The organism is Megalodesulfovibrio gigas DSM 1382 = ATCC 19364, from assembly GCF_000468495.1.
Lineage (GTDB): Bacteria > Desulfobacterota > Desulfovibrionia > Desulfovibrionales > Desulfovibrionaceae > Megalodesulfovibrio > Megalodesulfovibrio gigas.
This window is the reverse complement of the sequence record NC_022444.1, coordinates 1,441,423-1,466,056: the sequence shown is the minus strand read 5'-3', so window position 1 is coordinate 1,466,056 and position 24,634 is coordinate 1,441,423. Positions and strand designations below refer to the sequence as shown.

The window sequence follows — 24,634 nt, the reverse complement described above, 5'->3', positions numbered from 1 at the left end:
CCAAGGCAGGAGCCATCATGCCCAAGCTGAAGACCAACAAGTCCGCGGCCAAGCGCTTTTCCAAAACCGGCACTGGCAAATTCAAGCGCCGGCAGCAGAACATGCGCCACATTCTGACCAAGAAGTCTGCGCAGCGCAAACGCCGCCTGGGCCAGAGCGCCATTGTGGACCAGACCAACGAACGCGCCCTCCGGGCCCTGATGCCCTACGCCTAGGGCCGCTGCACGAGCGCAAGGAGCGAGATAATGCGAGTTAAACGCGGGATGGCTGCCCACCGGCGGCACAAGCGATACATTGATCAGGCCAAAGGCTTCCGTGGCGGACGCGGCAATCTCTACCGCTCGGCACGCGAAGCGGTGGAACGCAGCCTCTGCTACGCCTACCGCGACCGCAAGGTCAAAAAGCGCGAATTCCGCAAGCTGTGGATCCTGCGCATCAACGCCGCCGCCCGTGAGCATGGCCTGAACTACGGCAAGTTCATGCATGGTCTGGCCCTGGCCGGCATTGAGCTCAACCGCAAGGTTCTGGCCGACTTGGCCGTGCGCGAGAAGGAATCCTTCTCCCGTCTGGCCGCCGTGGTCAAAGAAAAGCTGGCCCTGGCCTAGCCGGGTCCTGCACTCCACAACGGCGCTGGTCATGAGCATCGACGATCTCTTGCAGGAGTTCGACTCCCTGATTCCGGCGTTCGAGGAGGGGCTTTCCGCCGTCATGCAGGCGGATGGCCCTTCCTCGTCTTCATCCGCCGCCCTGGCGGACGCCCTGGAAGCCGTGCGCGTGGAGTTTCTCGGCCGCAAGGGCCGGCTCGCAGGGCTCATGGCCAAACTGGGCACGGCCGACCCCGCCGACCGCCCCGCCCTGGGCCAGGCCGCCAACCGCGTCAAGGAAGCCATTTCCGTACGCTTCGACGACGCCCTGGCCGCCCTGGAAAAAGCCAAGGCCGACGCCCTGCTCAAGCACTTCGACCCCACCGTGCCCGGCCGCGCCCCCACCCTGGGCGGGCTGCATCCCATCACCCTGGTGATGGAAGAAGTCTGCCAGGTGTTCCAGCATCTTGGCTTCGAAATCGTCTCCGGCCCCGAGGTGGAGACGGATTGGTACAACTTCGAAGCCCTGAACATGCCCGGGGATCACCCGGCCCGCGACATGCAGGATACGCTCTTCATCCAGGAGAACATCGTCCTGCGCACGCACACCTCGCCCTTGCAGATCCGCACCATGCTGGCCCGCAAGCCTCCTGTGGCCGCCGTGGCGCCGGGCAAGGTCTACCGCCGCGACTCGGACATCACCCACACGCCCATGTTCCACCAGATCGAAGGCTTTTTGGTGGACAAGCATGTGAGCATGGCCCACCTGCGCGGCAGCCTCACCGCCTTCCTGCAGGCCCTTTTCGGCGCCGGCACCAAGGTCCGCTTCCGGCCCAGCTTCTTCCCCTTCACCGAGCCCAGCGCCGAGGTGGACATCTCCTGCAACATGTGCGGCGGCAAAGGCCACAAGGGCAACGAGCCCTGCCGCGTGTGCAAGACCACAGGCTGGCTGGAGATTCTTGGCTGCGGCATGATCGACCCCGAGGTCTTCCGGGCCGTGGGCTACGATTCCGAGGCGTGGAGCGGCTTTGCCTTCGGCATGGGCGTGGAGCGCATCGCCATGCTCAAATACGGCGTGGGCGACCTGCGCATGTTTTTCGAAAACGACGCGCGGTTCCTGCGGCAATTCGCCTAGGCCTGCCGCGCATACCAGGGAGACCGCCCCATGCGCGTGAGCTGCTCCTGGCTCCGGGAATTCGTTTCCTTCGAGATCACCCCCGCCCAGCTGGGGGACCGCCTGACCATGCAAGGCCTCGAAGTTGAAGATTTGTTCAACCCGTTCGCCGCGTTGGAACACGTCGTCGTCGGTCGTGTCCTCACACGGGAGCCCCATCCCCAGGCCGAGAAGCTCTCGGTCTGCACCGTGGACGTAGGCCAGGCCGCCACGCTGACCATCGTCTGCGGCGCGCCCAACGTGGCCGCCGGCCAGGTAGTGCCCGTGGCCCTGCCCGGCGCGGTGCTGCCCAACGGCATGGCCATCAAGCCCGCCTCCCTGCGCGGGGTGCCGTCCCAGGGCATGATCTGCTCCGAAACCGAGCTGGGCCTGGGCGAAGGCAAGGATGGCATCCTGGTGCTGGACGGCGACGCCGCTGCCTGCGCCCCTGGCACGCCCCTGGCCACGGCACTGCGGCTGGATACGGAAGTCTTCGAGATCGGCATCACCCCCAACCGGGCAGACTGCCTCTCCCACCTGGGCGTGGCCCGCGAGGCTGCGCTTGCGTTGGGCCTGCCGGTCACCCTGCCGGGTTTCTCCCTGGCAGAGGACCCCGCCCGCCCCGCCGCCCCGGCCCTCTTTGCCGTGGAAATTCCCGAACCGGCGCTCTGCCCCGTGTATCAGGGCCGCGTCATCAGCGGGGTGCACATCGGCAAGTCTCCGGCATGGCTGCGCTATCGCCTCATCGCCCTGGGTCTGCGGCCCATCAGCAATCTGGTGGACGTGACCAACTACGTGATGATGGAAGTGGGCCAGCCCCTGCACGCCTTCGACATGGACCTCCTGGCCGGCGGTAAAATCCGCGTGGCCCGGGCCGAGGCCGGCATGCAGTTCGTCACCCTGGACGGCCAGACCCGCACCCTCACCGGCGACGACCTCTGCATCTGGGACGGCGACAAGCCCGTGGGCCTGGCTGGCGTCATGGGCGGGGCCAACTCCGAAGTGCACGACGGCACCACGAACATTTTCCTGGAGTCCGCCGTCTTCCGGCCGGGCACCATCCGTCGCACCGGCCGCCGCCTGAGCCTTTCCAGCGAGGCCGGCTACCGCTTTGAACGCGGGGTGGATCAGCCCGGGTCCCGCTTTGCCCTGGACCGCGCCGCGGCCCTCATGACCGAGCTGGGCGGCGGGGTGCTGCATCCCGGCGTGGCCGTGGCCGAGCCTGCGCCGTGGATCAATCGCCGCATCCGCTTCCGCCCGGCCCGGGCCCGCATGCTCCTGGGCGTGGACGTGACGGACGACTTCTGCCGCACCACCCTGCAGCACCTCGGCTGTCAGGTGGACGAGCACGACGCGCAGTCCCAGCCCGGATGGACCGTCACCGCCCCCAGCCACCGCGTGGATCTGGAGCGCGAGGCGGACATTGTGGAGGAAGTGGGCCGCGTGCACGGGCTGGACCGCATCCCCGGCGTGGTGCCTGCCGTCTCCCGCCAGCTCGATGCCCCTCGCCAGGACCGCACCCCCTTTGCCTGGACCATGCGTACCAAGCACTGGGCCCAGGGCTGCGGCCTGCTGGAGGCCATCAACTTCAGCTTCTTCGGCCACAAGGATCTGGACCGCTTCCACCTGCCCGTGGAACACCGCGTCAGCGTCCTCAATCCCCTGTCCGAAGAACAGGACGCCCTGCGCACGGCCCTGGCCCCGGGGCTGCTCTACTCCCTCAAGGTCAACCTGTCCCAGGGCGTGGAGCGGGTACGTCTGTTCGAAGTGGCCAAGGCCTTCTTCAAGGACCCGGCATCCGAAACCACGGTGCGCGAGGAATCCCGCCTGGGCCTGCTGCTGTACGGCCCCCGGGACCCCGACTGCTGGCCCTACTCCCGCGACGTGGCCGACTATCAGGACCTCAAAGGACTGACGGAACATCTGCTGGAGACGCTGGGCCTGCCGGCTGCCGGCTTTGCCCGGCAGGACGATCACCCCTATCTGTCCCCGGCGGTGGCCGTGACGGTGCAGGGCGAGTACGTGGGCGCGCTGGGTCGGGTGCAGCCAGAGATCGCCAAGGAATATCACGCCCGGCAGGATGTCTGGCTGGCTGAACTGGAGCTGGATGTGCTGGCCCGGCTGGCGGCCGGCGTGCTGCCGGCCTTCCAGGCCCTGCCGGTGTTTCCGGCGTCCAAGCGGGACATCACCATTGCCGCGCCGGCCGGCCTGGCCGTGCAGCAACTGCTGGACGCAGCCCGGGGCGCGGGATCGTCCATCCTGGAAGACGTGGTCCTGGTGGACCGCTACCTGCCCGCCGGCAACGACGGGCCCCGCAACTGGACCCTGCGATTCACGTTCCGACATCCCGCCAAGACCCTGAAGGACAAGGATGTGGACAAGGAAATGGAACGCCTGGGCGCAGTCTTGCAACAGGAGGCGACCCGTTCCTGACGCCGTCATGAAGGTCGCCATGGAGCATGGCCGGTGACCGACGAGCAGCTGTACAAGATCGGCGAAGTGGCCCGCCTGCTGGACGTGAACTCCTCGGTGCTCCGGTACTGGGAAACCGAGTTCCCCCGGCTTACCCCCGTGCGCACCGAGGGCGGCCAACGGCTGTACACCCCGGCGCATCTGGTGTTGCTCAAGGAGATCAAGCGGTTGTTGTATGACGAGAAACGCACCATCCAGGGCGCGCGCCAGGCCCTGGAGGCGCAGTTCCCGGCCCAGCCGGGCAGTACCGAGCTGACGTCGCCTCCCGGCCTCCACCAGACGGATCCGCACCGCGATCTGCTGTTGGAAATCACCGCCGAACTGCGTGCCATCCGCCGTCTGCTGGAGGACGAATGACCCCTGCATCCCCCCTGCATCCGCCCCTGTTGTCTCCGTCCCTGTTATCCTGCGATTTCGGTCGCCTGCGCGAGGAGCTGGAGGCGCTCGAAGCCGCCGGCCTCTCCTGGGTCCACTGGGACGTCATGGACGGCCGCTTTGTGCCCAACATCACCCTGGGACCGCCCCTCATCAAGGCCTGCCGCAAAGGCTCGTCCCTGTTTTTCGACGTCCACCTGATGATCGTGGAGCCTGAGCGGTATGTGGAGGACTTCGCCGCCGCCGGGGCAGACCTCATCGGCGTGCATGCCGAGGCCTGCACGCACCTGGAACGCGTCCTGGCCCAGATCAAGGCCACAGGCAAGCAGGCCGCCGTGTCCCTCAACCCGCACACGCCCCTGCAGGTGCTGGAATACGTGCTGCCCCAGTGCGACATGGTGCTGCTGATGAGCGTGAACCCCGGCTTCGGCGGGCAGCAGTTCCTGGATTTCACCTACCGCAAGCTCTATGAACTGCGGGTCATGTGCCGCCGGCAGGGCTGCTGGCCCCGGGTGCAGGTGGATGGCGGCGTGACGCCGGACAACGCCGGCGCGCTCATCGCCGCCGGGGCGGATGTGCTGGTGTCCGGCTCGGCGTTCTTCGGATTCCCGCCGTATTACGAACGCCACCAGACCTTTGTGCGGGCCATGGGCGTCTAGCGCACATGACTCTGGAAAATAATCTGTGCGAGAGGGGCCGCCTGTTGAAAAAGGTTCTCCCCTTCGTCCCTCCCCTTCCAAGACTTGATAGTATGTTGCCATGAGAACAAAACGTCTTTGGAAGTGGGGTTGTTGATACATCCTGAGAGCGGCGATGCCAGGGGAATGGATGGTTCATCTGGATTCCCCCTGGCGCTGAGCATTGGCAACCGCTTCCAATCGGGATAGGAACAGAACTCCCCACCCTCACAGCAGCAAGGAGAATCGATCATGTCCACCATGCGCGAGATGGCCAATGCCGTGCGCTTCCTGAGCATCGACGCCGTGCAGCAGGCACGCTCCGGCCATCCCGGCGCGCCCATGGGCATGGCCGACTTCACCGTCGCCCTCTGGACCAGACACCTGCGCCACAATCCTCTCAATCCCGGCTGGTGGAATCGCGACCGCTTCGTACTCTCCAACGGCCACGCCAGCATGCTGCTGTACAGCATGCTGCACCTGACAGGCTATGACCTGTCCATTGAGGATATCAAACAATTCCGTCAGCTCGGCTCCCGCACCGCCGGGCATCCCGAATACAGACACACCCCCGGCGTGGAAACCACCACCGGCCCCCTGGGCCAGGGCATCGCCAATGCCGTGGGCATGGCCCTGGCGGAAACCATGCTCGCCGCCCAGTTCAACACCCCGGAATTTAAGCTTATTGACCACTTCACCTACGTGGTTATGGGCGACGGCTGCATGATGGAAGGCCTCTCTCACGAGGCCTGTTCCCTGGCCGGCTCCCTCAAGCTGGGCAAGCTCATCGCCCTGTACGACGACAACGGCATCTCCATCGACGGCGCCGTAACTCCCTGGTTCAGCGACAACACCCCGGCCCGGTTTGCCGCCTACGGCTGGCACGTCATCGCCGATGTGGACGGCCATGATCCGGACGCCGTGGATGCCGCCATCGCCGCAGCCAAGGCCGTCACCGACAAGCCTTCCCTCATCTGCTGCAAGACCATCATCGGCTACGGCTCCCCCACCCTGTGCGGCAGCGAAAAGTGCCACGGCGCGCCCCTGGGTGACGACGAAATCGCCCGCACCCGGGCCGAACTGGGCTGGCCGCACCCGCCCTTCTGCGTGCCCGAGGAAATCTACGCCGCCATGGATGCCCGCCCCGACGGCCGCGGGCATGAGGATGCCTGGAACGAGCTGTTCGAAGCCTACACCACGGCCCATCCCGAACTCGCCGCGGCGCTTTCCCGTCGCATGCACGGCGGGCTGCCGGCCGATTTCCAGGAGCTGGCCGCCAGTCTGGTGCGGGAAATGAATCTGCTGGAAAAACCCGTGGCCTCCCGCAAAAGCTCCCAGATGTGCCTGGATGCCCTGGCCCCGCACCTGCCCGAGCTGGTGGGCGGCTCCGCCGACCTGGCCGAATCCAACTGCACCCACTGGAAAGGCGCGGTGCACTTCCGCCCGGATGCACCCACCGGCACCAGCGTGAATTACGGCGTGCGCGAATTCGCCATGGCCGCCATCATGAACGGTCTGGCCCTGCACGGCGGCGTCCTGCCCTTTGGCGGTACGTTCCTGGTGTTTTCCGACTACATGCGCAACGCCATGCGCATGAGCGCCCTCATGGGCCTGCGCGTGATCTACGTGCTGACGCACGACTCCATCGGCGTGGGCGAGGACGGCCCCACCCACCAGCCCGTGGAGCATGTCAGCTCCCTCAGGCTCATCCCCAACCTGGCCGTGTGGCGGCCGGCAGACGCCGCGGAAACCGCCGCCGCCTGGACCTGGGCGCTCGCCCAGGAATCCGCCCCCTCCGCCCTGTGCCTCACCCGCCAGAACCTCGCCCCCCTGGTGCGTGAGGGCGCGGCCCTGGCCAACCTGGACAAGGGCGGCTACGTGCTGCTGGACGCCGCTGACGGCGGGGACCCCCAGGTGCTGCTCATGGCCACGGGCAGCGAAGTGATGCTGGCCGTGCGTGCAGCGCGTCAGTTGGCAGACGAGGGCGTGCGCGTGCGCGTGGTCTCCATGCCCTGCCTGGAACTCTTCGATGCCCAGCCCCGGAGCTACAAGGACGCCGTCCTGCCTCCGGCCGTGACCAGGCGTCTGGCCGTGGAAGCAGGCGCCACCGGCCTGTGGCACAAGTATGTCGGCAGCGATGGCGCCGTCATCGGCATGGACCGCTACGGCCTTTCCGCCCCGGCCGACAAGCTGTTCCCGGAATTCGGCATCACCGTGGAGCGGATTGTGGCGCTTGCCCGGGAAATGCTGTAGGCTCGCCCCAGGTGGCCCTCCATCAAGATTCCCTATCCATTCCAGGAGATGCGATCATGCACGTGCTGCACATGGCCGATCTGGACCTTGCCGGCAAGCGGGTTCTCATCCGCGAGGATTTCAACGTCCCCCTGAAGGATGGCGTCATCACCGACGCCACCCGCCTCACGGCGTCCCTGCCCACCATCCAGCTCGCCCTGGACAAGGGCGCCCGGGTCATCGCCATGAGCCATCTGGGCCGGCCCACGGAAGGCGAGTTCGACGAAAAGAACTCCATGAAGCCCGTGGCCGACTGGCTCAACGCGAAACTGGGCGGCAAGGTGCGTCTGGTGCGCGAGCTGGAAGGCGTTGAGGCCGCGCCCGGCGAGCTGGTGCTGCTGGAAAACGTGCGCATGAACAAGGGCGAGAAGAAGAACGATCCCGAACTGGGCAAGAAGTACGCTGCCCTGTGCGACATCTTCGTCATGGACGCCTTCGGCACGGCCCACCGCGCCGAGGCCTCCACCCATGCCGTGGGCCAGTTCGCCCCCGTGGCCTGCGCCGGGCTGCTGCTGGCCGCGGAACTGACCGCCCTGACCAAGGCCCTGGGCGCGCCCCAGCGTCCCCTGCTGGCCATCGTGGGCGGGGCCAAGGTCTCCACCAAGCTGCTGTTGCTCAAGAACCTGCTGCAGAAGGTGGATGGGCTCATCGTCGGCGGCGGCATTGCCAACACCTTCATCGTGGCCCAGGGGCATCCCGTGGGCACGTCCCTCTTTGAAGCCGATCTGGTGGAGGACGCCAAGCTGCTCCTGGCCGAAGCCAAGGCCGCGGGCAAGACCATCCACGTCCCCACGGATGTGGTGGTGGCCAGCGAGCTTTCCGCCTCAGCCCGGCCGTTCCTCAAGGACGTGAGCGACATCGCCGCCGACGACATGGTGCTGGACGTGGGACCGCAGACCGCCAAGGCCTACGCCGCCGCCTGTCAGGAAGCAGCCACCATCGTTTGGAACGGGCCTGTGGGTGTCTTTGAATACGAGCAGTTTGCCGGCGGCTCCAAGGTGCTGGCCTATTCCATCGCCGACTCCAACGCCTTCTCCCTGGTGGGCGGCGGCGATTCCGTGGCCATGGTGGAAAAGTTCGGCCTGGCCGAGGCCATGGGCTACATCTCCACCGGCGGCGGGTCCTTCCTGGAATTCCTGGAAGGCAAGACCCTGCCTGCCGTGGCCATGCTTGAGGAACGCGCCAAAGGGTAAAGATTCACTCGAACGAGGTCTCTGCGAGAGGGGAAGCCTTTTGCAAAAGGTTCTCCCNTTCGGGGGAAGAACCTTTTTTCAGAAAGGTTTTCCCCCGAGAACTCTTTTCAAAGATAACTTGCTCTAACCGGCCCTATCGCCTGAGCTGATACTGCCGCACGGCGCGGTTGTGCTCGTCCAAGGTTTTGGAGAAGACGTGCCCGCCGTCGCCCGTGGCCACGAAGTACAGGTAGTCGTGCTCTTCGGGGTCTGAGGCGGCCTTGAGGGCGTCCAGCCCCGGCGAGCAGATGGGGCCCGGCGGCAGGCCGGCCCGCTGGTAGGTATTGTACAGGTTGGCGGCGTCATTGATGTGGCTGCGGCGGATGTTGCCGTCAAAGGCGGTGCCCAGGCCATAGATGATGGTGGGATCGCACTGCAGCAGCATGTTCCGGGCCAGGCGCTTGGTGTACACCCCGGCCACGCGCGCCCGTTCCGCGGGCACGCCGGTTTCCCGTTCCACCAGGGAGGCCAGGGTCACCAGCCGCGCCAGCGCCGCGGCGTCTGGCTCGCCGTGCTCGGCCCAGATTCGGGCCGTCTTGTCCCAGAATGTCTTGAGCAGCAATTCCACAATGAATCTTGCATCCTGGCGACCGGGCCGCTTGAGAAGGTAGGTTTCCGGAAAAAGGAAGCCCTCGGCGTTCTCAAAGGGAATGCGATACTTTTTCAGCAGCTCGGGGTCGTGCACCAGGGTTTTGATTTCGCTGGCATTGGCAAAGCCCTGATCCTCGATCACCTGGGCGGTTTCCCACCAGGTCAGCCCCTCGCGGATGGAGAGGCGGTACAGGATGGGCTTGCCCGTGGCCAGGGTCTCCAGCACCTGGGCTGGGGGCCAGCCGGTGGAGAGCTGGAAGTCCCCGGCCTGGACGGAGCCCAGCCGTTTTTCCCATTTGCCTAGGAATATGAAGTATCTGGCGCTGGTAATGACGCCTTCGGCTTCCAGGGCGCGGGCCACTTGGTCGAAGGTCTGGCCTTGTTCCACGGTGAAGACCACGTCCCTCCCCGGCGTTTCCGGCGAGGCGCGCAGGAAGTGCTGCGCTTTGAGGTAGATGGCAGCCGTCAACCCGAGGATGACGATCAGAAAAATGCCCGCAAGGGAGAGGAGGATTCTGCGCATGGTCAGTCTGTGTCGGCGGTTGCCGGCGGTGCAGGCCCCCTGGGGGGGGCGTTCATGTCCAGATGCCGCTGCAGCAGGTGGGCTGCGGCGTGCCGGTCCAGCACGAGGCGGCGGTCCTTGCCGTTGAGGTGAGGCAGATCGGCCAGATCGTCGCGTGCGGCGCACGAGGTCAGGGTTTCGTCCACCGTGGTCACGGGCACGGCAAGGCGGCGGGTCAGGCGTTTGACGAAGTTGCGGGCCTGGCGCAGGCTCAGGGGCTCCTGGCCGTCGGCATCGGGCGGATGCAGGGGCAGGCCAACCACCACCTGCTCCACGCCATGCTCCACCACCAGCGCTGCAATCTCGTCCGCGACGCGTTGCTGTGAGCGATTGTATAGCGTTTTGAACGGAAACACCAGCCGAGCGTCAGGGTCGGAAATGGCCAGCCCTACCCGCTCGGTGCCGTAATCGATGCCCAGATGCTTCATGCGGCCGCGCCTCCGTGCAACAGCCTCAGCGCCGGACGAACGGCGCCAGCACCTCGGCCAGCGCCTCCAGGAACGCCGACAGCATGGCCTCGGTGATGTCGCCCATGTGCCCGATGCGGAACACCGGCGGCGCGCCGGCGGCTTCCAGGGCCGTGTTCATCTTCATGTAGCCCGTGTCGAACAAAAAGCCCCTGGCTCGCATGGCTTCCTTGAGGGCCTTCAGATCCGCCGCAGTCATGCTGGACGGGCACTGCACGGCCGTGGCCGAGGGAGAGCGGCAGCCCTCCGGCGCGAACAATTCGAAGCCGGCCAGGCCGGCCGCAAAGGCGTGGGCCTGATCCCGCAGGCGCAGGTGCCGGGCAAAGCGGGCCTGCATGCCTTCCACGCGCAGAATGTAGTCCAATTGCACGGCCATCTGGTTGGCCAGGCTGGTGCTGGGGGTGGACAGCGTCTGGTGCTTGGCGGCGCGCTCCAGGTGGCGCACGATGTCCGTCACATAGCCTTTGTTCTTGACCTGCCTGGACTTTTCCACCGCCTCCTGGGAGACGAAGCAGATGCCCACCCCCGCGGGCAGGGCTAGGCTTTTCTGCGTGGCCGTGGCGTAACCGGCGCAGCCCATGGCCGGCAGATCCACCGCCACGCCGCCGAAGATGGACACGCCATCCACCAGGGGCAGCGCCCCGTACCGACGCACCAGGGCGCAGAACGCGGCGATGTTTTCATGAAACACGCCGGTGGAAGTCTCGTTGTGGGTCATGGTGACCACGGCCGGACGCTCGGTCTGGAGGAGGGCTTCCACCACCTCCAGATCCATGGCCTGGCCGGGCGTCACCTTGTGCTGCACGTGCTTTTTGCCATTGAACACAGCGATATTGTGGAACAAATCCCCAAACGCACCCACGGAGATGTTCAGCACGGTCTCGTCATCGGCCACCAGGGATCGGATCAGCGTCTCCAGGGCGTTGGAGCCGGAACCGGGCACCAGGGCCAGGTGGTAGCCGTCGGCGGCAGGATCATCGCCCAGGCCAGCCAGGGCGCGCAGGCCGTGGAAGATCGGATCGAAGCGCGTGGCGGCTTCGGTGTCGCGATGGCCGAATTCGGGCAGGGCCGCCGCCAGGCGCACCTCGGGACGGATGTACGTGGGGCCGGTGATGAACAGGGCAAGATCGTTAAACTCCATGACGCGCTCCAGACGCTGAGGGTGCGTAGATTACTTTTCCGCCGCGGCTGCCACCCGGCGCACACCGCCGGCCCGGGGCATGGCCTTGGCCACGGTTTTGCGGAACAGCTTGCTCCAGCGCGGGCCATGGAGCTGCTCGGCCAGGTATTCCAGGGAATGCAGCACCGGGTGCACGTCGTGCATGCCCAGCAGCGAGCGGGAGATGCCCACCTTGCACGAAGGACACCCGACGATGATGGGATTGGCCGCGGGATAGCCGGTCAGATCCTTGCCAAGCTGCTCCTGCTTTTTTGCCCGGATACGGTTGTAGATGTCCGGGGAGGTCATCGCGCCCAGGCCGGATTCGCCACAACATCCGGGAGAAACAGCCACCTGCGCCCCCGTGAGCCGGGCCAGCCCCTGGCGGTAGGCCTCCGTGGCCTTGGGGCCCTTGATGCCCGTCCACTCGGCATGGCAGGCGCCATGATACAGGAGCTGCCGGCCGCCGGTCTTGGGCAACCTGTCCGGCGGGATGCGTTCCAGCAGGAATTGCGTCACGTCCTGATGCGCCAGCTTGCGGGGCAGCATGGCATCCAGCTGATAGCGGGAAAGCCCGTCGCGGCAGGAACCGCAGGAGGTCAGCAGGTGCGTCACGTGCAGGCCCTCGGTGGCGGCTTCTTCCAGCAACTTCTTGATGGCGTAGATATTGCGGGCCTGATTGGTGGCAAAGGCCTCTTCGCAGCCGCTCACCAGCAGCGGATACCCGCAGCAGAGGTGCTCCCGCGGCAGGACCACGGCGTAGCCGGCTTCCAACAACAGCAGGACACCGGCCAGGCCGATGCTCCGATAGAACAGGGAGGCGCCGCAGCCGGGGAAGTACAGCACCGTGGGCAGGCCTTCTTCGGGCTTTTCCAGGGGCGTCTTGGGGAGGGCTGCGCCGGCGGGGATGAAGAACGGGCCGCGGTCCATGTGCAGGGCCTGCAGCAGGTTGCCTATTCCCATCTGCGGCGTGGGGCCGGAGAAGAGGGGGTTGTCGATCTTGCGACGCCAGGAGGGCGGCACCAGCCGCACCAGCTGGCTCTGGGCCGCGCCGCCAATGGCCGCCAGCCGGGCCGCCTTGGGCACGCGCCGGGCCGGAGCGCTGGAGAGCCAGCCCAGCACGGCATGCTTTATGGGATGCCCGCCGGCGTGCTTGTCGTCCAGGAACGCCCGCAAGGACAGCACCACGTTGGGCGTGTCGATCTTCACCGGGCAGGTGGCGGTGCACTTGCCGCAGGCCGTGCAGTGCTCCATGAGCCGGCGCAGCTCGTCCAGCAGGGCGCGGTCCGGCTCGCCCTTGTTCACCTGCGTGTAGTAGATGGCTTCCACCAGCGCGCCCAGGGTGATGAATTTGTTGCGCGGATGGTAGATCAGCGAGCGTTGCGGCTGGAACATGGCGCACACCTGCTTGCACTTGCCGCAGCGGGTGCAGACCTGGATGCTTTGCAGCAGCCGGATGAGCCGTTCCTTCTCGGGCAGGCCGCTCTGGCGGATGTCCTGAATGAGGCGGTTGAAGGAGAAGGTGTAGGGCGTCACCGGCAGGGCGCGCTGGGTGAGCTTGCCGGTGTTCAGGATGTTGTTGGGGTCCACTTCCTTCTTGTATTTCTTGAGGGCGGCGATCTTCTCGTCGGAAATGAAGCCGATTTTGGTGATGCCGATGCCGTGCTCGCCGGAGACCTGGCCTTTGAACTCCAGCACCTGGGCCATCACCGTGGCGGCGGCTTCCTCGGCCTGGTGCAGCATCTCCGGATCATTGGAGTTCACGGGGATGTTCACATGGCAGTTGCCGTCGCCGGCGTGCATGTGGTTGGCCACCACCACGCGGGTCTTGAGCATGTTCTGATGGATCTCGGCAATTTTTTCGGCAGCCTCCGGATAGCGGGAGGCAAGATCGCGGAAGAAGAAGGAAATCTGCACCTCCAGCTCCTGATCGTTGAGCTCGACAGCGGTGGTTTCCTTTTTCAGGATGCGCTGACAAAAGCCGCGCTCCATGGCGATGAACTCGTCATCCATGGGCACGGCTTCCAGACGGCCCACTTCGCCCAAGGCCTTGCGGTAGGCCTTGGCCAAGTAGATGAGGTTCAATCCTTCCAGAAAATCGGCAAAGGTCGGGATCATCTCAATGGGGATGACCACGTCTTCGTTGATCTTGAACCCGGAGGTGCGTTTGGAGATGGCCGAGAGCTTGTGCCGGTCCTCCCAGAAGTGCTCGGCTTCCTTTTCGTCCCGGGCGATAAACACATCCATGTTGTCCCGACGGTCCACCACGCCGGCAATCTCAGCCACGGCCTTATCCAGGGCCTCGGGGTGGTCGCTGTTGAGCTCCAGGATGAGCACAGAGATGGGATCCCCCTCGTAGCGGGTGGACTTCTTCACGTACTCGATGGCCTGGACATATTTGATGCCGAACTCTTCCAGGGCGCTCATCTTCACCAGATCGCCTTCGTCGCGGATGCGGCCGCGCAGGGCCACCAGCTCCGTAACCACCTCCATGGCGTGGTGCATGCTGCGGCCGAAGAATTCCAGCACGATGACCCGGGCATGCGCAAGCATGGGGTAGCAGATGAAGCAGGCATCGGTGATGACGCCATCCACCCCTTCCTTCTGCACACCGGGCAGGCCGCCAAGGTACTTGTTGGTGACGTCCTTGCCCAGGTTCGCACCGCGGATCTGGTCGCCGGGCAGGGAGATGGTTTCCTTCAGCCGGCCGTCCTCGGTGCGCACCTCGAACACCGCGGTTTCGTCGGACATGATCTTGTGCCGGGGATGTTCCACGCGGCGCACCTCAATGACCTCACCCACTGGCGTCACCATCCTATACGAAAGGATGTTGTCCAGGGTGGTGCCGTACTCAAAGGCGAACGGGCCGCCGGAGTTCTCGGAAATGTTGCCGCCGATGGACGAGGCCGCCTTGGAGGCCGGATCCACGGTGAAGAGCAGGCCCTTCTTGGCCGCAGCCTGGATGGCCTGCAGGGTGATGACACCGGCCTGCGTGCACAGGGTGCGCTGCTCGGCGTCAATCTCAATGATTTCCTTGCACTTGGCCAGGGAAAGAATGACAGACCGCTGATGCGCCGGGATGGCCCCGCCGGTGAGGCCCGAGCCGCCTCCCCGGGGCACGATGACAAAATCCATCTCATTGGCCAGCTTGACGATGGCCTGGATCTGCTCCGTGCTCTTGGGCGTGACCACCAGCAGCGGCAAATTCATGCGCAAGTCCGTGGAATCGGTGCTGCTCTCCACCAGGGTGGAGGGTCGGGCATCCACGCTGTCGGCGTCCAGCATGGTCAGCAGGCGGCGGGACAACTCTTTCTTGAAGCGCTGGTCGTCCTCGAATTCCTTCCAGAACCGCTTGATGGCCTTGGAAATAACCGCGCCGTACTCCCGGGAGAGGGAGGGCTTTTCGCGGCGGAACTTGGCCTTGACGCTCTCCACCACCTGCCGCGGGTCGATGAACGGATTGTAACGGACAAGAAACATCTCCTGCGCCAGGGCCAGGGCCAGATCGCGCACGGCCTCGGGCCAGGCGGCGAACTCGCCGGGGGTGAGCCCCAGCACACGGGAGACAATGTGTTCGGGCGGCAGGGAGATGTGGGGGCCTTTTTGCATCATGGAGGGCCTCGCAATGCGAAGACGCCGCGGCGGCAGCACCGCCAGACCGGCAAGGAAGGAAGGAAAAAAGATATATCTATTAATGGGGCGAGGGCGAATTGGCAAGCCCCCCGCCAGGGGCATTTTCCGGCACGGGCAGACAGCCCGGCCAGGGTCACGACAGACGCACAGCAGGGGCCCGGTTGCGTTTCGTCTGGATCTGCCTTACTTCGCGGGTGGTTTGGGACCGTCCGGCACTGGGCCGGGCGATGGCATGGGCAACCCCTGGATAATCTGCTCAAACCCCTGCAGCAACTGGCCCAGGCCCTGCTGCAAGGCCCGGCCGGCCCGCCAGGCAAGGTAGTCCTCCTGGCTGGCGAACCCGGCAAACACAAGGTCCTGCCCGCCGGGAGCGCCCGGCCCGGCGCCTTCCACCGGCGCGCAGGCCAGTACGGGCAGGGGCGCCGTGGCGTCCACATAAAACACCGTGACCGCGGCCAGGCCGGGAAGCGCATCCTGACGCAGGCACACCGTCACGTCGCTGCGGGTGCCATTGCCGGCCGGCACAATCTCCGCCACCGCGCCGATGGCGCGGCCCTGCAATGCCACCGGCGAGCCCAGGGGCAGCCGGGTATCGTCCATCACCACGGCAAACCGGACCACGGCCTTGCGGTGACTCACGGGATTACACACGCCGCCCGGCAGCGTCGCCGTGTCCGAACAGCCTGCCAGCACTGGCAAAAGCAGCAGACACAGCCATGAGACGAGGCGGAAAGGGTGATTCATGGATCAGTCTCTAGCACATTCCGGCCCGGCACGCCAGCCCGATGCCGGCCACGCCACGCATGGCGGCCGCGTGTTCCAGACCGCCCGGGCCCTGGGAATCTCTCCGGATGCCCTGCTGGACGCCAGCAACAACGCCAATTCCCTGGCCGCGGACCTCACGGCCGAGGTGCTGGCCGGCATCCGGCCCGAGCATCGGTTCTATCCCGATCCCACCTGCGCCGCCTTGCGCGCAGCCTATGCCGAGGCCGAGGCCCTTCCCGAAGAGCACCTGCTGCCCGTGCACGGGTCGGCCGAAGGCATCCTGCTGACGCTGCTGGCCCTCAGGCCGCGCTCGGTATGCATTCTGGGACCGATTTTTTGCGAATACCCCCGCCTGTGCGACGTGCTGGGCATCCCCTGGACCCTGCACGCCCTTTCGCCCGAAACCGGCTTCACCCTCACGGCCCGAGATCGTGCCGCCCTGCTCGCCTCGCCGGCCGAGGCGGTCATCCTCTGCTCGCCCGGCAATCCCACGGGCCAGGCCATGGAGGATCTGCCCGATCTCGTGGCCGAACTGGCGGCGTCGAAACAGGTGATTGTGGATCTGGCCTACAGGGACTTCCTGCACGGCAGCGCGGCAGCTGCCGACCATGCCCCGGCAGCGCTCCTCGCGGCTGTATCCCGGCATGCCGCCCGGGTCGTGCTCCTGACCAGTCTGACCAAGTTTTTCTTTTGTCCTGGTATTCGAATTGGTTGCGTCATGGCTGCGCCGAAAACCATTGCCCGGCTGGCCGCCCTGCAGCCCCCCTGGAGCGTGACCCAGCCGGCCCAGGACGCCGGGACGGTCTTTCTGCAGCGCAGGGAGGACTACCGCGCCCGGCTGCCGGCCCTGCGTCGGCTGGCTGCGGCGCATGCCGCCCGGCTGCGGCAGATTCCCGGCGTGACCGGGGTGCTGCCCACGGCGACAAATTTTCTGTTGCTGCGCCTGACGCCGGAGCACTGCGCCCCGGCCGTGACCGAGGCCATGGCCGCCCGGCACATCCTGGTCCGGGAGTGCGACTCCATCCCGGGCATGCCGGCCGGCCATCTGCGGCTGCAGGTGCGCACCACCGGGGAGAATGCCCGCGTGGCCGAGGCCCTGGCCTCAGTCCTGCAGCCGCGGTAGGCCGTCCCGCACCGTCACTTGTTCGCCGACGGCCGCAGATGCGCCAGCACGCGCTTTTCGGCGTCCTTGGCGGCGTCGGTCTCGATGCAGTCCAGCTCGCAGCGGTCCAGAAAATGAATGGCCCCGGTGGGACACATGGCGGCGCAGGCCGGCCCCAGACCGATGGCCCGGCGCTCGGAGCACATGTCGCACTTGCGCACGGCCACGCCTTTGTTGGTGAGCACCATGGCCGCGTACGGGCAGCTCTGGGTGCATTCGCGGGTCTCGCAACCGCGGCAGAGCATGGGCTGCAGCACCACGGCCCCGTCGCGATCCCGGGCCAGGGCGCCGCGGTGGCAGGCGCGGATGCAATGGGCCTTTTCGCAATGGCGGCAATACAGGGGCACCAGCACCCCGTCGCGGGTGCGGGTCATGTGGATACGGGGGGCATCGTGCAAAAAGCTGCAGACCGTCTCGCATGTCTCGCAGCCAATGCAGGTGGAATAGTCCACATACAGGACTTTTCCGGCGGGAAATTCGCTCATGGGGCCATCCTGCGAAGGTTAATGGGGGGAGGTGCGGGGCGATGGCCGGGGCACACGTTCTTCGTCCTGGAATTCCGCCTGCCGGGACTGGGCCTTGAGATCCAGCCAGTTGGCCAGGGAGCGCGCGGCCTTGAGCCCGCTTTCAATGGCCTTGCCGATCTTGCTGGGGCCGGTGAGCACGTCCCCGGCCACAAAGACATTCTCGATGGCCGTCATGTTCAGCCATTTCACGTCGCCCTTGCGCACGTTCTCCAGCCCCAATTCCTTGGCAAAGGGAGGGGTGGGAATCTCGCCGATGGCCGTGGCCGCGGCCTGGGCCGGGATGGTCACGGGCTCGTCCTGTCCCGGCACCCGGCAGACCACGCCCGTCACGCTGTCTTCCCCCTCAAAGCGCAAGGGGGTGTGCTGTTCCAGAAAACGCACCCCCGCGGCCTCCATCTGTTCAACCTCGAAAAGCCCGCAGGGTGCATCCCGCCGGGTCTTGCGATAGCAGACGGTGACGCTCCTTGCCCCCAGCCGCAAGGCGCTGTGGGCCACGTCCGCCGCGGAATGCCCCGCGCCGACCACCACCACATCCTGCCCCTGCACGGCCGGGGCGGTGACGCCGGGCTTGCCATAGCCGGCAGCGCGGATGGGAAAGAGGAACTGCAGGCTGGTGCTCACCCCGGGCAACTGCTCGCCGGGGATGTTCAGACTGCGGGACTTCCAGGAGCCGGTGCAGATGATCACGGCGTCGTGATCCTCCACCAGCTCACCCAGCCCGCGGATATCGCAAGAAAAATGATCGCCCTCCTCCTCGTGCAGGGGGGCGGAGCAGCAGATTTTTGTCTGCAGATGAAAATTGACGCCGTACTTGCGCTCCAGCTCCAGCACCCCGGTCTGAATGCGGCCGGGCGGGATGCGCTGGGAGGGGATGCCGAAGGTCATGAGCCCACCGGCCTTGGGCAGCTTGTCATAAATATCTACCTGATAGCCCAGGCTGGCCAGGTAGCCGGCAGCAGCCAGGCCCGAGGGACCCGCGCCCACGATGGCCACGGCCCGGCCATTGGGCGGCAATGGTTCCGGCCGCAAAAAGGCAAAATGCATGGAACTCGGCGCAGAGGGTGCAGACATGGGGCGACTCCCGCAATGAAGGATGCGTTTTGGCCAAGAATACGCCTTCCGCCGCGCAAGTCCAGACGGTGCGTGGCCCATCCTGCCATGAAGGCCCGACGCCCGGCATTGATCAAAATCAAGCCGGCCCCTGGCAGGCGCGACAATCTGCAGGGCTGTTTACCCGCCCGGAACTCTGCTACAGGGACGCCATGCAGGAATCATCATGTCCGTAGGCCGCGCGGCCATTGTCACCGGTCTGGCGTCGGCGGTCGTCGCCGTCCTGGGATTGGGACGGGAGATGCTCGTCTCGCGCCTGTTCGGAGCCTCCCCGGCCATGGACGCCTTTGTGCTGGCCGTCACGGTGGTGACCATGGGCGCGAGCATCCTGGGGATCTCCCTGCGCACGTCCCTGGTGCCGGTGCTGGTGGGCGGGCTGGGGCGCACCGAGCGGGATCGCGTCTTCGTCGCCTCCCTCCTGGGCGCGGCGGCGGCAGGGGCCTTGCTGTGGGTCGCAAGTATGGCGGCCCTGCCCTGGGTGCTGCGGGCCATGCTGCCCGAGATCTCGCCGGCCCTGGCGAACGCCCTGGGCCAGTGGCTCAGCCCGCTGTGGTGCACCGGCCTGCTGGCCGGCGCATTGCAAGGGGCGCTGCAGGCGGACAGGCAATTTCTGGGGGCAGGACTGATCCCCGGCGCCGTGCCCGCGGCCTGCATGCTGGCCCTGGGGGTTCCCCTGGCGCAGGGCGAACAGGCCGACACCATCGCCCTGCTGGCCGGCGGCACCCTGGCCGGTGCAACACTGGAAGTGCTGGCTGCCGGATGGCTGCTGCGCCGGCGGGGCTGGCGGCTGCGGCCCGCCGCCCGACACAGCGACGTCTGCACCACCGCCCTGCGGCGGGTGGCGCAACAAAGCTGGGCCATGCTGCCGGGCATGTCCGCGGCGGCGTCCTCACAGATCATCGACCGCGCCATGGCCTCCGCCCTCGGGCCCGGGGCAGTCTCGGTGCTCAACTACGGCGGCAAGCTGCCGTCCCTGGCCCTCACCCTGGGCGGCATGGCCGTGGCCACAGCAATTTTCCCCTATTATGCCGAGCACCTAGGCAAGAACGATACGGCCGCCGCCCAGGCCCTGCTGCGATGCTGGGCACGCCGGCTGCTGTGGGGCGGTGCCGCTGCGGCCGCGGTGGGCATGGCTGTTTCCCTGCCGGTGGCGCGGCTGGTGTTCCAGGGCGGGGCCCTGACGGCCGAAGACGCCGTGGTGGTGGCCCAGGTGCAGGCCTGCGCCCTGCTGCAACTGCCCTTCTGCTGGGCCAGCTGGGCCTTTTCCCGCTACCTGGCGGCCAGCGGGCGCAACGGCGAACTCTCCCTCATCACCCTGGGCAATGTGGTAGTGAACGTGGCAGGCAACTACGTGTGCATGCGCTGGCTGGGCGTCTCGGGCATCGCCCTGGCCACGGCCTTCATGTTCCTGTATGCCCTGCTGGCCTGCCGCCATGCCGTGCTGCGGCGGCGATGACGGCGCTGCTACATCTCCGAGGGCAGGCAATCAAAATCCGACGACACCAGCGGCTCTTCCTCGTCGCTCCACACGGTCCACTGCCGATCCTGCCGGTTGATTTCCTGCATCAACTGATTCCATTCTTCCAGGGAGAACACGTTATCCTCACACTCCTGCGCCACGGGACTGCTCCTTTGCTTTTGGTTCGAAACCCGGTATGCACCACGGCGGCGACCATGGCAGAGAATTTCGACAACCCCGTGGACATTGCATGGCATCTGCATGAAATGGACACACCCCGCCCGGATCATCACCCGCGGCCCGGCAACAACGCCTGCTGCAACAGGAGCGTCACATCATGGATTGGAAACTTGCCGCCACGGCCTTTGCCACCCTGTTCATCGCCGAACTGGGAGACAAGACGCAGTTGGCCTGCGTGCTGCTAACCGCCAAAAGCCAGAAACCCTGGGCCGTGTTCCTGGGCGCATCCCTGGCGCTGGTGCTGGTGAGTCTCCTGGGCGTGTTGTTTGCCAGCGTGCTGTGTAAATATGTCGATCCGCAGATCATCCGGAAGGTGGCGTCCGTGGGGTTTGTGGTGATCGGCGTGCTGATGTACTTCGACAAGATGTAGCGCAACAGCTCGTTTTACCAGAAAAAATGTTCCCGCCGCACCTGGCGTGGGTGGATGCCGTGGGCCTGCTGCAGGCTGCGCAGCACACCGGCCAGCCAGGGCTCGGGACCGCAGGCGTAGCAGCCTTCCTCTCCGGTCAGCCAGCGGGTCACGGCGGCGGTGTCCAGTCGGCCGGACTGCCAGTGCATGCCCTGCTGGGCCGGACTCTGGGCCACGAAGTCTTCCGTCTCCCGGGACAGGCAGTGCACCACCGTCAGCGGCAGCCGGCGGCACAGCGCCACCAGTTCGCCCACGGCAAAGACGTCCGTCCTGCTTTTGTTGGACCAGAGCAGCACCGTGGGCAGGTGCTGGCCGGCGGCGTCCATGCTGCGCAACAGGCTCAGAAAGGGTGTCACGCCCACGCCGCCGGCCAGCAGCGCCAGGGCCCGATGCGACCAGACATCATGCAGGAATTTGCCGTACGGACCCTCCACCAGCAGGGAGGTCCCCGGGGCCAGACGCAGGAAACTGCGGGTGAAGTCCCCGGCTTCCTTGATCGTGCATTGGATCGGCAAGGCCCTCGCCGCGGCGGCATGCGCCGCGCCCGGGGCCGCACCCGAGAGGGTGAAGGGGTGCGGCTCGTTCATCCCGGCCAGATCCGGCACCCGCAGCACGGCGAATTGCCCGGGCCAGCGACGGATCAATGCGCTTTTCCGGGCCGCAGACGTGGCCGGGGTGAGCACGGCGGTGACGGTGTGGTCGGCCTCGCGGTACATGGCGTCCAGCCGCCAGCGCAGAATGGGCCGCTGCCGGCGCACGTACTGCAGCCGCAGGGCGCAATCCACCGCAAACAGCACCATGAGCGTCCACCACAAATCCACCAGGGGATGCTTGCCCATGTCGTTCCCCCAGAGCATGGCGTGGAGCATGCCGGCAGGGAAGAGCACGTAATACAGCAGATGCGGCCGTTTCCAGTGTCTGAAGGCCAGCTTCTGCATGGCCTGGCCCACATAGGCCAGCACCGCGCAGCCGAGCATGGCGAAATACACCACCCGACCCAGGGTGAGCGGCCATTCCGAAAGCCGCAGACGGTACAGCAGGCTCAGGTCGTACACCATACCCATCTGCATGGAGATGGACCAGGACCGGAACACGGCATGCCCGGCGAAAAACACCACCGTCACCATGGCCAGCCGGCGGTGGAACAGCAGCATCTCGTCCAGCCCAAAGCTGCGCTCCAGCCAGGGATTGCGCGACCCCAGCCAGCACAGCGCCAGAAAAAACACAATGCCATTGAACGCGAACCAGTTGCCCAGATCCCCGGTGACGGTGATGAGCGTCGGCGCGACAAAGTGTTCCGGCCGGGTGAGCACCCAGCCCAGATTGGCCCACACGAGCAGCAGGATCCCGGTGGCGGCCCACACCCGCCGGGCCCGGGGCCTGCGGCGGGCCTCCTCCAGCATGGCGGCGGCAAGGGATGGCGCAGCAGTCTGTTTCATGCTGATTGATGTGGCAGGCTTTGCCGTCCAGGGCAAGTCCGGCCGCGCCTCTATTTCGCTGCAGTTCCCCGCTTGCAGAATTGGTGAATCACGGTACAATGCCGCCAATGCTCACCGTCCTATGTCGTGCACGCAGGACTGAACTCTGGAGGAATGCAGCATGTCCATGTTCATCATCCCCGTCAGATCGCCCGGTCTGGCCCATATTTCCTATATCTTCGGCCACGGCGGCAAGGCCGGAGTGGTGGATCCCCGCCGCGACTGCCAGATCTATCAGGATATCGCCCGCGCTCACGGCGCCGTCATCACCCATATCTTCGAAACCCACCGCAACGAGGACATCTGCAGCGGCGGCGCAGCCCTGGCCCGCCGCACCGGCGCAGTGTGCTGCCACGGCCGGCAACTGCCCTTCGCCTTCGGCCAGGCTGTGCAGGAGGGCGACCGCTTCCGCTTTGGCAGCCTGGAAGCCAAAGTCCTGGAAACACCCGGGCATACGTTTGAATCCATCTCCGTGGCGCTGTACGATCATAGCGCCGGCGCCGCCGGGGCAAGCACGGCCGTGGCCGTGTTCACCGGAGACTGCCTGTTCATCGGCGACGTGGGCCGCACGGACTTTTTCCCCGGCCAGGAGCGCGAAACCGCCACCAACATCTACGAAAGCATCCACAACAAGCTGCTGCCCCTGGGGGATCAGACCATCGTCTACCCTGCCCACGGGGCCGGCTCGGTGTGCGGGGCCTCGCTCTCCGAACGCGAATTCTCCACCATCGGCCACGAGCGGCGCTGCAACACCGTACTGCAACTGCCGGACAAAGAAGCCTTCATCCAGTTCAAGATGGCGGAAATCCATCATAAGCCGCAGTATTTCAGCAAGATGGAGGAATACAACCTCCTGGGCAGCGCGCCGGATCTGCCCACCCTGCCCCAGCCCGCGCCGGTATCGGCCAAAACCTTCATGGACAAGAAATCCGCCGGCATGCAGGTGGTGGACATCCGCAGCCCCGAGGCCTTCGGCGGCGCGCACGTGCCGGGCTCCTACTGCTTCCCCCTGGACATGCTGAGCGCCTACTGCGGCTATTTCCTGACCTTTGACAAGGAAATCGGGCTGGTGATCGACGAACTGGCCCAGGCCGATGAAGCCGTGGCCCAGCTCTATCGCATGGGATACGACAACGTCACCTGCTTCCTCAGCGGCGGCTTGCCGGCCTGGGAAACGGCGGGCTTCACGTACGAATCCCTGCCTTCGGTGCATGTGGACGAGCTGGTGCGGCGCATCGACGCCAACGAAGACTTCACCCTGCTGGATGTGCGCGCCGAGGGCGAATGGGCCAATGGGCTCCTGCCCGGAGCCACGCCCATTTATCTGGGGGATTTGGAACGCAAGCTGACCACCCTGCCCACGGACAGGCCCGTGACCTGCTTCTGCGGCAGCGGCCGGCGGGCGGTCATCGCGGCGTCCCTGCTGCTGCGGGCGCACATCGGGCCGGTGGAAAACTGCCTGGGCTCCATGGCCGCCTGCATGGCCCTGGGCTGCCGGCTGGAGAATGCATAGCTGCGCTGATTCTGGGGGAACCCCTTTCTGCAGAAAGGGGTTCCCCCAGACCCCCTCCCCAAAGATTTTTATAGTAACCACTCGTTACTATAAAATTTTTGGAAGGGGAGAGCGCGAGNGCGAGAGAGGAGAACCTTTTGCAAAAAGGTTTCCCCTCTCGCAAAGATCTTCCCCAAGCATAAAATGCTCTAATGCCCGCCGCAGCCGCAGTCCGGGCCGTGCTCGTGGTGGTGATGGTGATCGCTTTCACCGTCCATGAGCATGTCGCACAGCTCGCGCTTGACCTGGCGCTGGTTCACATTGAACAAAAAGCGCAGGAACGTCAGGAACTCGGCCATGCCCTCCGCGGTGTCCAGGCTGTATCCGGGCACGATGGCGAAGCGATTCAGCTCCTCCAGCAGGTGATCGCGCACCGTGGCGTCGCCCTGGATCAGCTCTTCCAACCGGGCGTAGCGGCCGTGCGTGTCGATGGCCTGGGCGAAATAGGCCTTCATGCGCAGCATGTTGATCGGGTGCAGCTTTTCCTGAAACTTCAGGTAGCTGATGGGGCCGTCCATGGCCATGGTCTGGTCGAAGTCATAAATGACGATCATGCTTGTTCCTCATGAAAAATGATGTCTCGGAATGCGCGAGGAAGGATTTTCGCACTCCGGCGCGGCCGGGTCAAGCCGTGGGACGGCCCGAACAGTGGCGGATTGGGACCGCCATGCAATCGCGCTGCAGACGCGTGAAGGGGAACCCGTCTCGTGCAGAGAGGGGTCCCCCTTGGGCATG

22 protein-coding genes are annotated in these 24,634 nt (G+C 65.8%); 12 read left to right on the top strand and 10 right to left on the bottom strand.

Features of this window, described 5'->3' with window-relative positions:
• Positions 1–17 precede the first annotated feature (17 nt).
• The 8 genes from rpmI to DGI_RS06370 all read left to right on the top strand — a co-directional run bounded on the left by rpmI (position 18) and on the right by DGI_RS06370 (position 8,746).
• The gene (gene rpmI, locus DGI_RS06405; protein WP_021760001.1) at positions 18–215 is read left to right on the top strand and encodes a 50S ribosomal protein L35; all 198 of its coding nucleotides are present in this window, start codon (positions 18–20) and stop codon (positions 213–215) included.
• 30 nt (positions 216–245) lie between these two features.
• Positions 246–605 (top strand): 50S ribosomal protein L20, encoded by a 360-nt coding sequence (gene rplT / locus DGI_RS06400; protein WP_021760000.1) that lies wholly within the window; start codon positions 246–248, stop codon positions 603–605.
• Positions 606–636: 31 nt separating this feature from the next.
• Positions 637–1,719, top strand: a complete 1,083-nt coding sequence (pheS, locus tag DGI_RS06395; protein ID WP_021759999.1) for a phenylalanine--tRNA ligase subunit alpha — start codon at positions 637–639, stop codon at positions 1,717–1,719.
• Positions 1,720–1,749: 30 nt separating this feature from the next.
• Positions 1,750–4,170 carry a phenylalanine--tRNA ligase subunit beta gene (pheT, locus tag DGI_RS06390; protein ID WP_021759998.1) on the top strand — a complete coding sequence of 807 codons (2,421 nt, stop codon included), beginning with the start codon at positions 1,750–1,752 and terminating at the stop codon, positions 4,168–4,170.
• Between the two features lie 33 nt (positions 4,171–4,203).
• A complete protein-coding gene (locus DGI_RS06385) occupies positions 4,204–4,566 on the top strand; it encodes a MerR family transcriptional regulator (RefSeq protein WP_021759997.1) in 363 nt (120 codons plus the stop codon).
• On the top strand, positions 4,563–5,243 hold the full coding sequence (gene rpe / locus DGI_RS06380) for a ribulose-phosphate 3-epimerase (protein ID WP_021759996.1): 681 nt from the start codon (positions 4,563–4,565) through the stop codon (positions 5,241–5,243). Before DGI_RS06385 ends, rpe begins: the two co-directional genes overlap by 4 nt.
• Positions 5,244–5,513: 270 nt before the next feature.
• Positions 5,514–7,514 (top strand): transketolase, encoded by a 2,001-nt coding sequence (tkt, locus tag DGI_RS06375; protein ID WP_021759994.1) that lies wholly within the window; start codon positions 5,514–5,516, stop codon positions 7,512–7,514.
• Positions 7,515–7,570: 56 nt separating this feature from the next.
• Positions 7,571–8,746: a phosphoglycerate kinase gene (locus DGI_RS06370; protein WP_021759993.1), complete on the top strand. Its 1,176-nt coding sequence runs from the start codon at positions 7,571–7,573 to the stop codon at positions 8,744–8,746.
• A gap of 133 nt (positions 8,747–8,879) precedes the next feature.
• Here DGI_RS06370 and mltG read toward each other — a convergent pair whose 3' ends face one another.
• The 5 genes from mltG to DGI_RS06345 all read right to left on the bottom strand — a co-directional run bounded on the left by mltG (position 8,880) and on the right by DGI_RS06345 (position 15,941).
• Entirely contained in the window at positions 8,880–9,899 is a 1,020-nt protein-coding gene (gene mltG, locus DGI_RS06365) for an endolytic transglycosylase MltG (protein ID WP_021759992.1), read from the bottom strand.
• Positions 9,900–9,901: 2 nt separating this feature from the next.
• Entirely contained in the window at positions 9,902–10,366 is a 465-nt protein-coding gene (gene ruvX, locus DGI_RS06360) for a Holliday junction resolvase RuvX (RefSeq protein ID WP_021759991.1), read from the bottom strand.
• 25 nt (positions 10,367–10,391) lie between these two features.
• Complete coding sequence (locus DGI_RS06355; RefSeq protein ID WP_021759990.1) at positions 10,392–11,546, bottom strand: pyridoxal-phosphate-dependent aminotransferase family protein; 1,155 nt, start codon at positions 11,544–11,546, stop codon at positions 10,392–10,394.
• A 30-nt stretch (positions 11,547–11,576) separates the two neighbouring features.
• On the bottom strand, positions 11,577–15,176 hold the full coding sequence (locus DGI_RS06350; protein WP_021759989.1) for an FAD-binding and (Fe-S)-binding domain-containing protein: 3,600 nt from the start codon (positions 15,174–15,176) through the stop codon (positions 11,577–11,579).
• A gap of 204 nt (positions 15,177–15,380) precedes the next feature.
• Positions 15,381–15,941 (bottom strand): hypothetical protein, encoded by a 561-nt coding sequence (locus DGI_RS06345; RefSeq protein WP_021759988.1) that lies wholly within the window; start codon positions 15,939–15,941, stop codon positions 15,381–15,383.
• Here DGI_RS06345 and DGI_RS06340 point away from each other — a divergent pair.
• Entirely contained in the window at positions 15,940–17,085 is a 1,146-nt protein-coding gene (locus DGI_RS06340; protein WP_021759987.1) for an aminotransferase class I/II-fold pyridoxal phosphate-dependent enzyme, read from the top strand. The two genes, DGI_RS06345 and DGI_RS06340, sit on opposite strands and share 2 nt — an antisense overlap.
• Before the next feature lie 14 nt (positions 17,086–17,099).
• Here the strand turns inward: DGI_RS06340 and DGI_RS06335 are convergent, their stop codons facing one another.
• Both DGI_RS06335 and DGI_RS06330 read right to left on the bottom strand, forming a co-directional pair.
• Positions 17,100–17,609, bottom strand: coding sequence for a 4Fe-4S dicluster domain-containing protein (locus DGI_RS06335; protein ID WP_021759986.1), 510 nt, complete (start codon positions 17,607–17,609; stop codon positions 17,100–17,102).
• A gap of 18 nt (positions 17,610–17,627) precedes the next feature.
• The gene (locus tag DGI_RS06330; RefSeq protein WP_021759985.1) at positions 17,628–18,722 is read right to left on the bottom strand and encodes an FAD-dependent oxidoreductase; all 1,095 of its coding nucleotides are present in this window, start codon (positions 18,720–18,722) and stop codon (positions 17,628–17,630) included.
• A gap of 205 nt (positions 18,723–18,927) precedes the next feature.
• Here DGI_RS06330 and murJ point away from each other — a divergent pair, with 205 nt between their 5' ends.
• Positions 18,928–20,217: a murein biosynthesis integral membrane protein MurJ gene (gene murJ, locus DGI_RS06325; RefSeq protein WP_021759984.1), complete on the top strand. Its 1,290-nt coding sequence runs from the start codon at positions 18,928–18,930 to the stop codon at positions 20,215–20,217.
• A gap of 8 nt (positions 20,218–20,225) precedes the next feature.
• Here murJ and DGI_RS18720 read toward each other — a convergent pair whose 3' ends face one another.
• Positions 20,226–20,381, bottom strand: coding sequence for a hypothetical protein (locus DGI_RS18720; protein WP_021759983.1), 156 nt, complete (start codon positions 20,379–20,381; stop codon positions 20,226–20,228).
• Between the two features lie 176 nt (positions 20,382–20,557).
• On the opposite strand from DGI_RS18720, the gene DGI_RS06320 reads away from it, so the two are divergent.
• A complete protein-coding gene (locus DGI_RS06320) occupies positions 20,558–20,830 on the top strand; it encodes a TMEM165/GDT1 family protein (RefSeq protein WP_021759982.1) in 273 nt (90 codons plus the stop codon).
• 14 nt (positions 20,831–20,844) lie between these two features.
• On the opposite strand, the gene DGI_RS17050 is transcribed toward DGI_RS06320, so the two are convergent.
• Positions 20,845–22,308, bottom strand: a complete 1,464-nt coding sequence (locus DGI_RS17050) for a ferredoxin reductase family protein (protein ID WP_021759981.1) — start codon at positions 22,306–22,308, stop codon at positions 20,845–20,847.
• A gap of 160 nt (positions 22,309–22,468) precedes the next feature.
• Here DGI_RS17050 and DGI_RS06310 point away from each other — a divergent pair, with 160 nt between their 5' ends.
• Complete coding sequence (locus DGI_RS06310) at positions 22,469–23,860, top strand: MBL fold metallo-hydrolase (protein WP_021759980.1); 1,392 nt, start codon at positions 22,469–22,471, stop codon at positions 23,858–23,860.
• Between the two features lie 188 nt (positions 23,861–24,048).
• Here the strand turns inward: DGI_RS06310 and DGI_RS06305 are convergent, their stop codons facing one another.
• A complete protein-coding gene (locus DGI_RS06305) occupies positions 24,049–24,453 on the bottom strand; it encodes a hypothetical protein (protein ID WP_021759979.1) in 405 nt (134 codons plus the stop codon).
• Between the last annotated feature and the right edge of the window lie 181 nt (positions 24,454–24,634).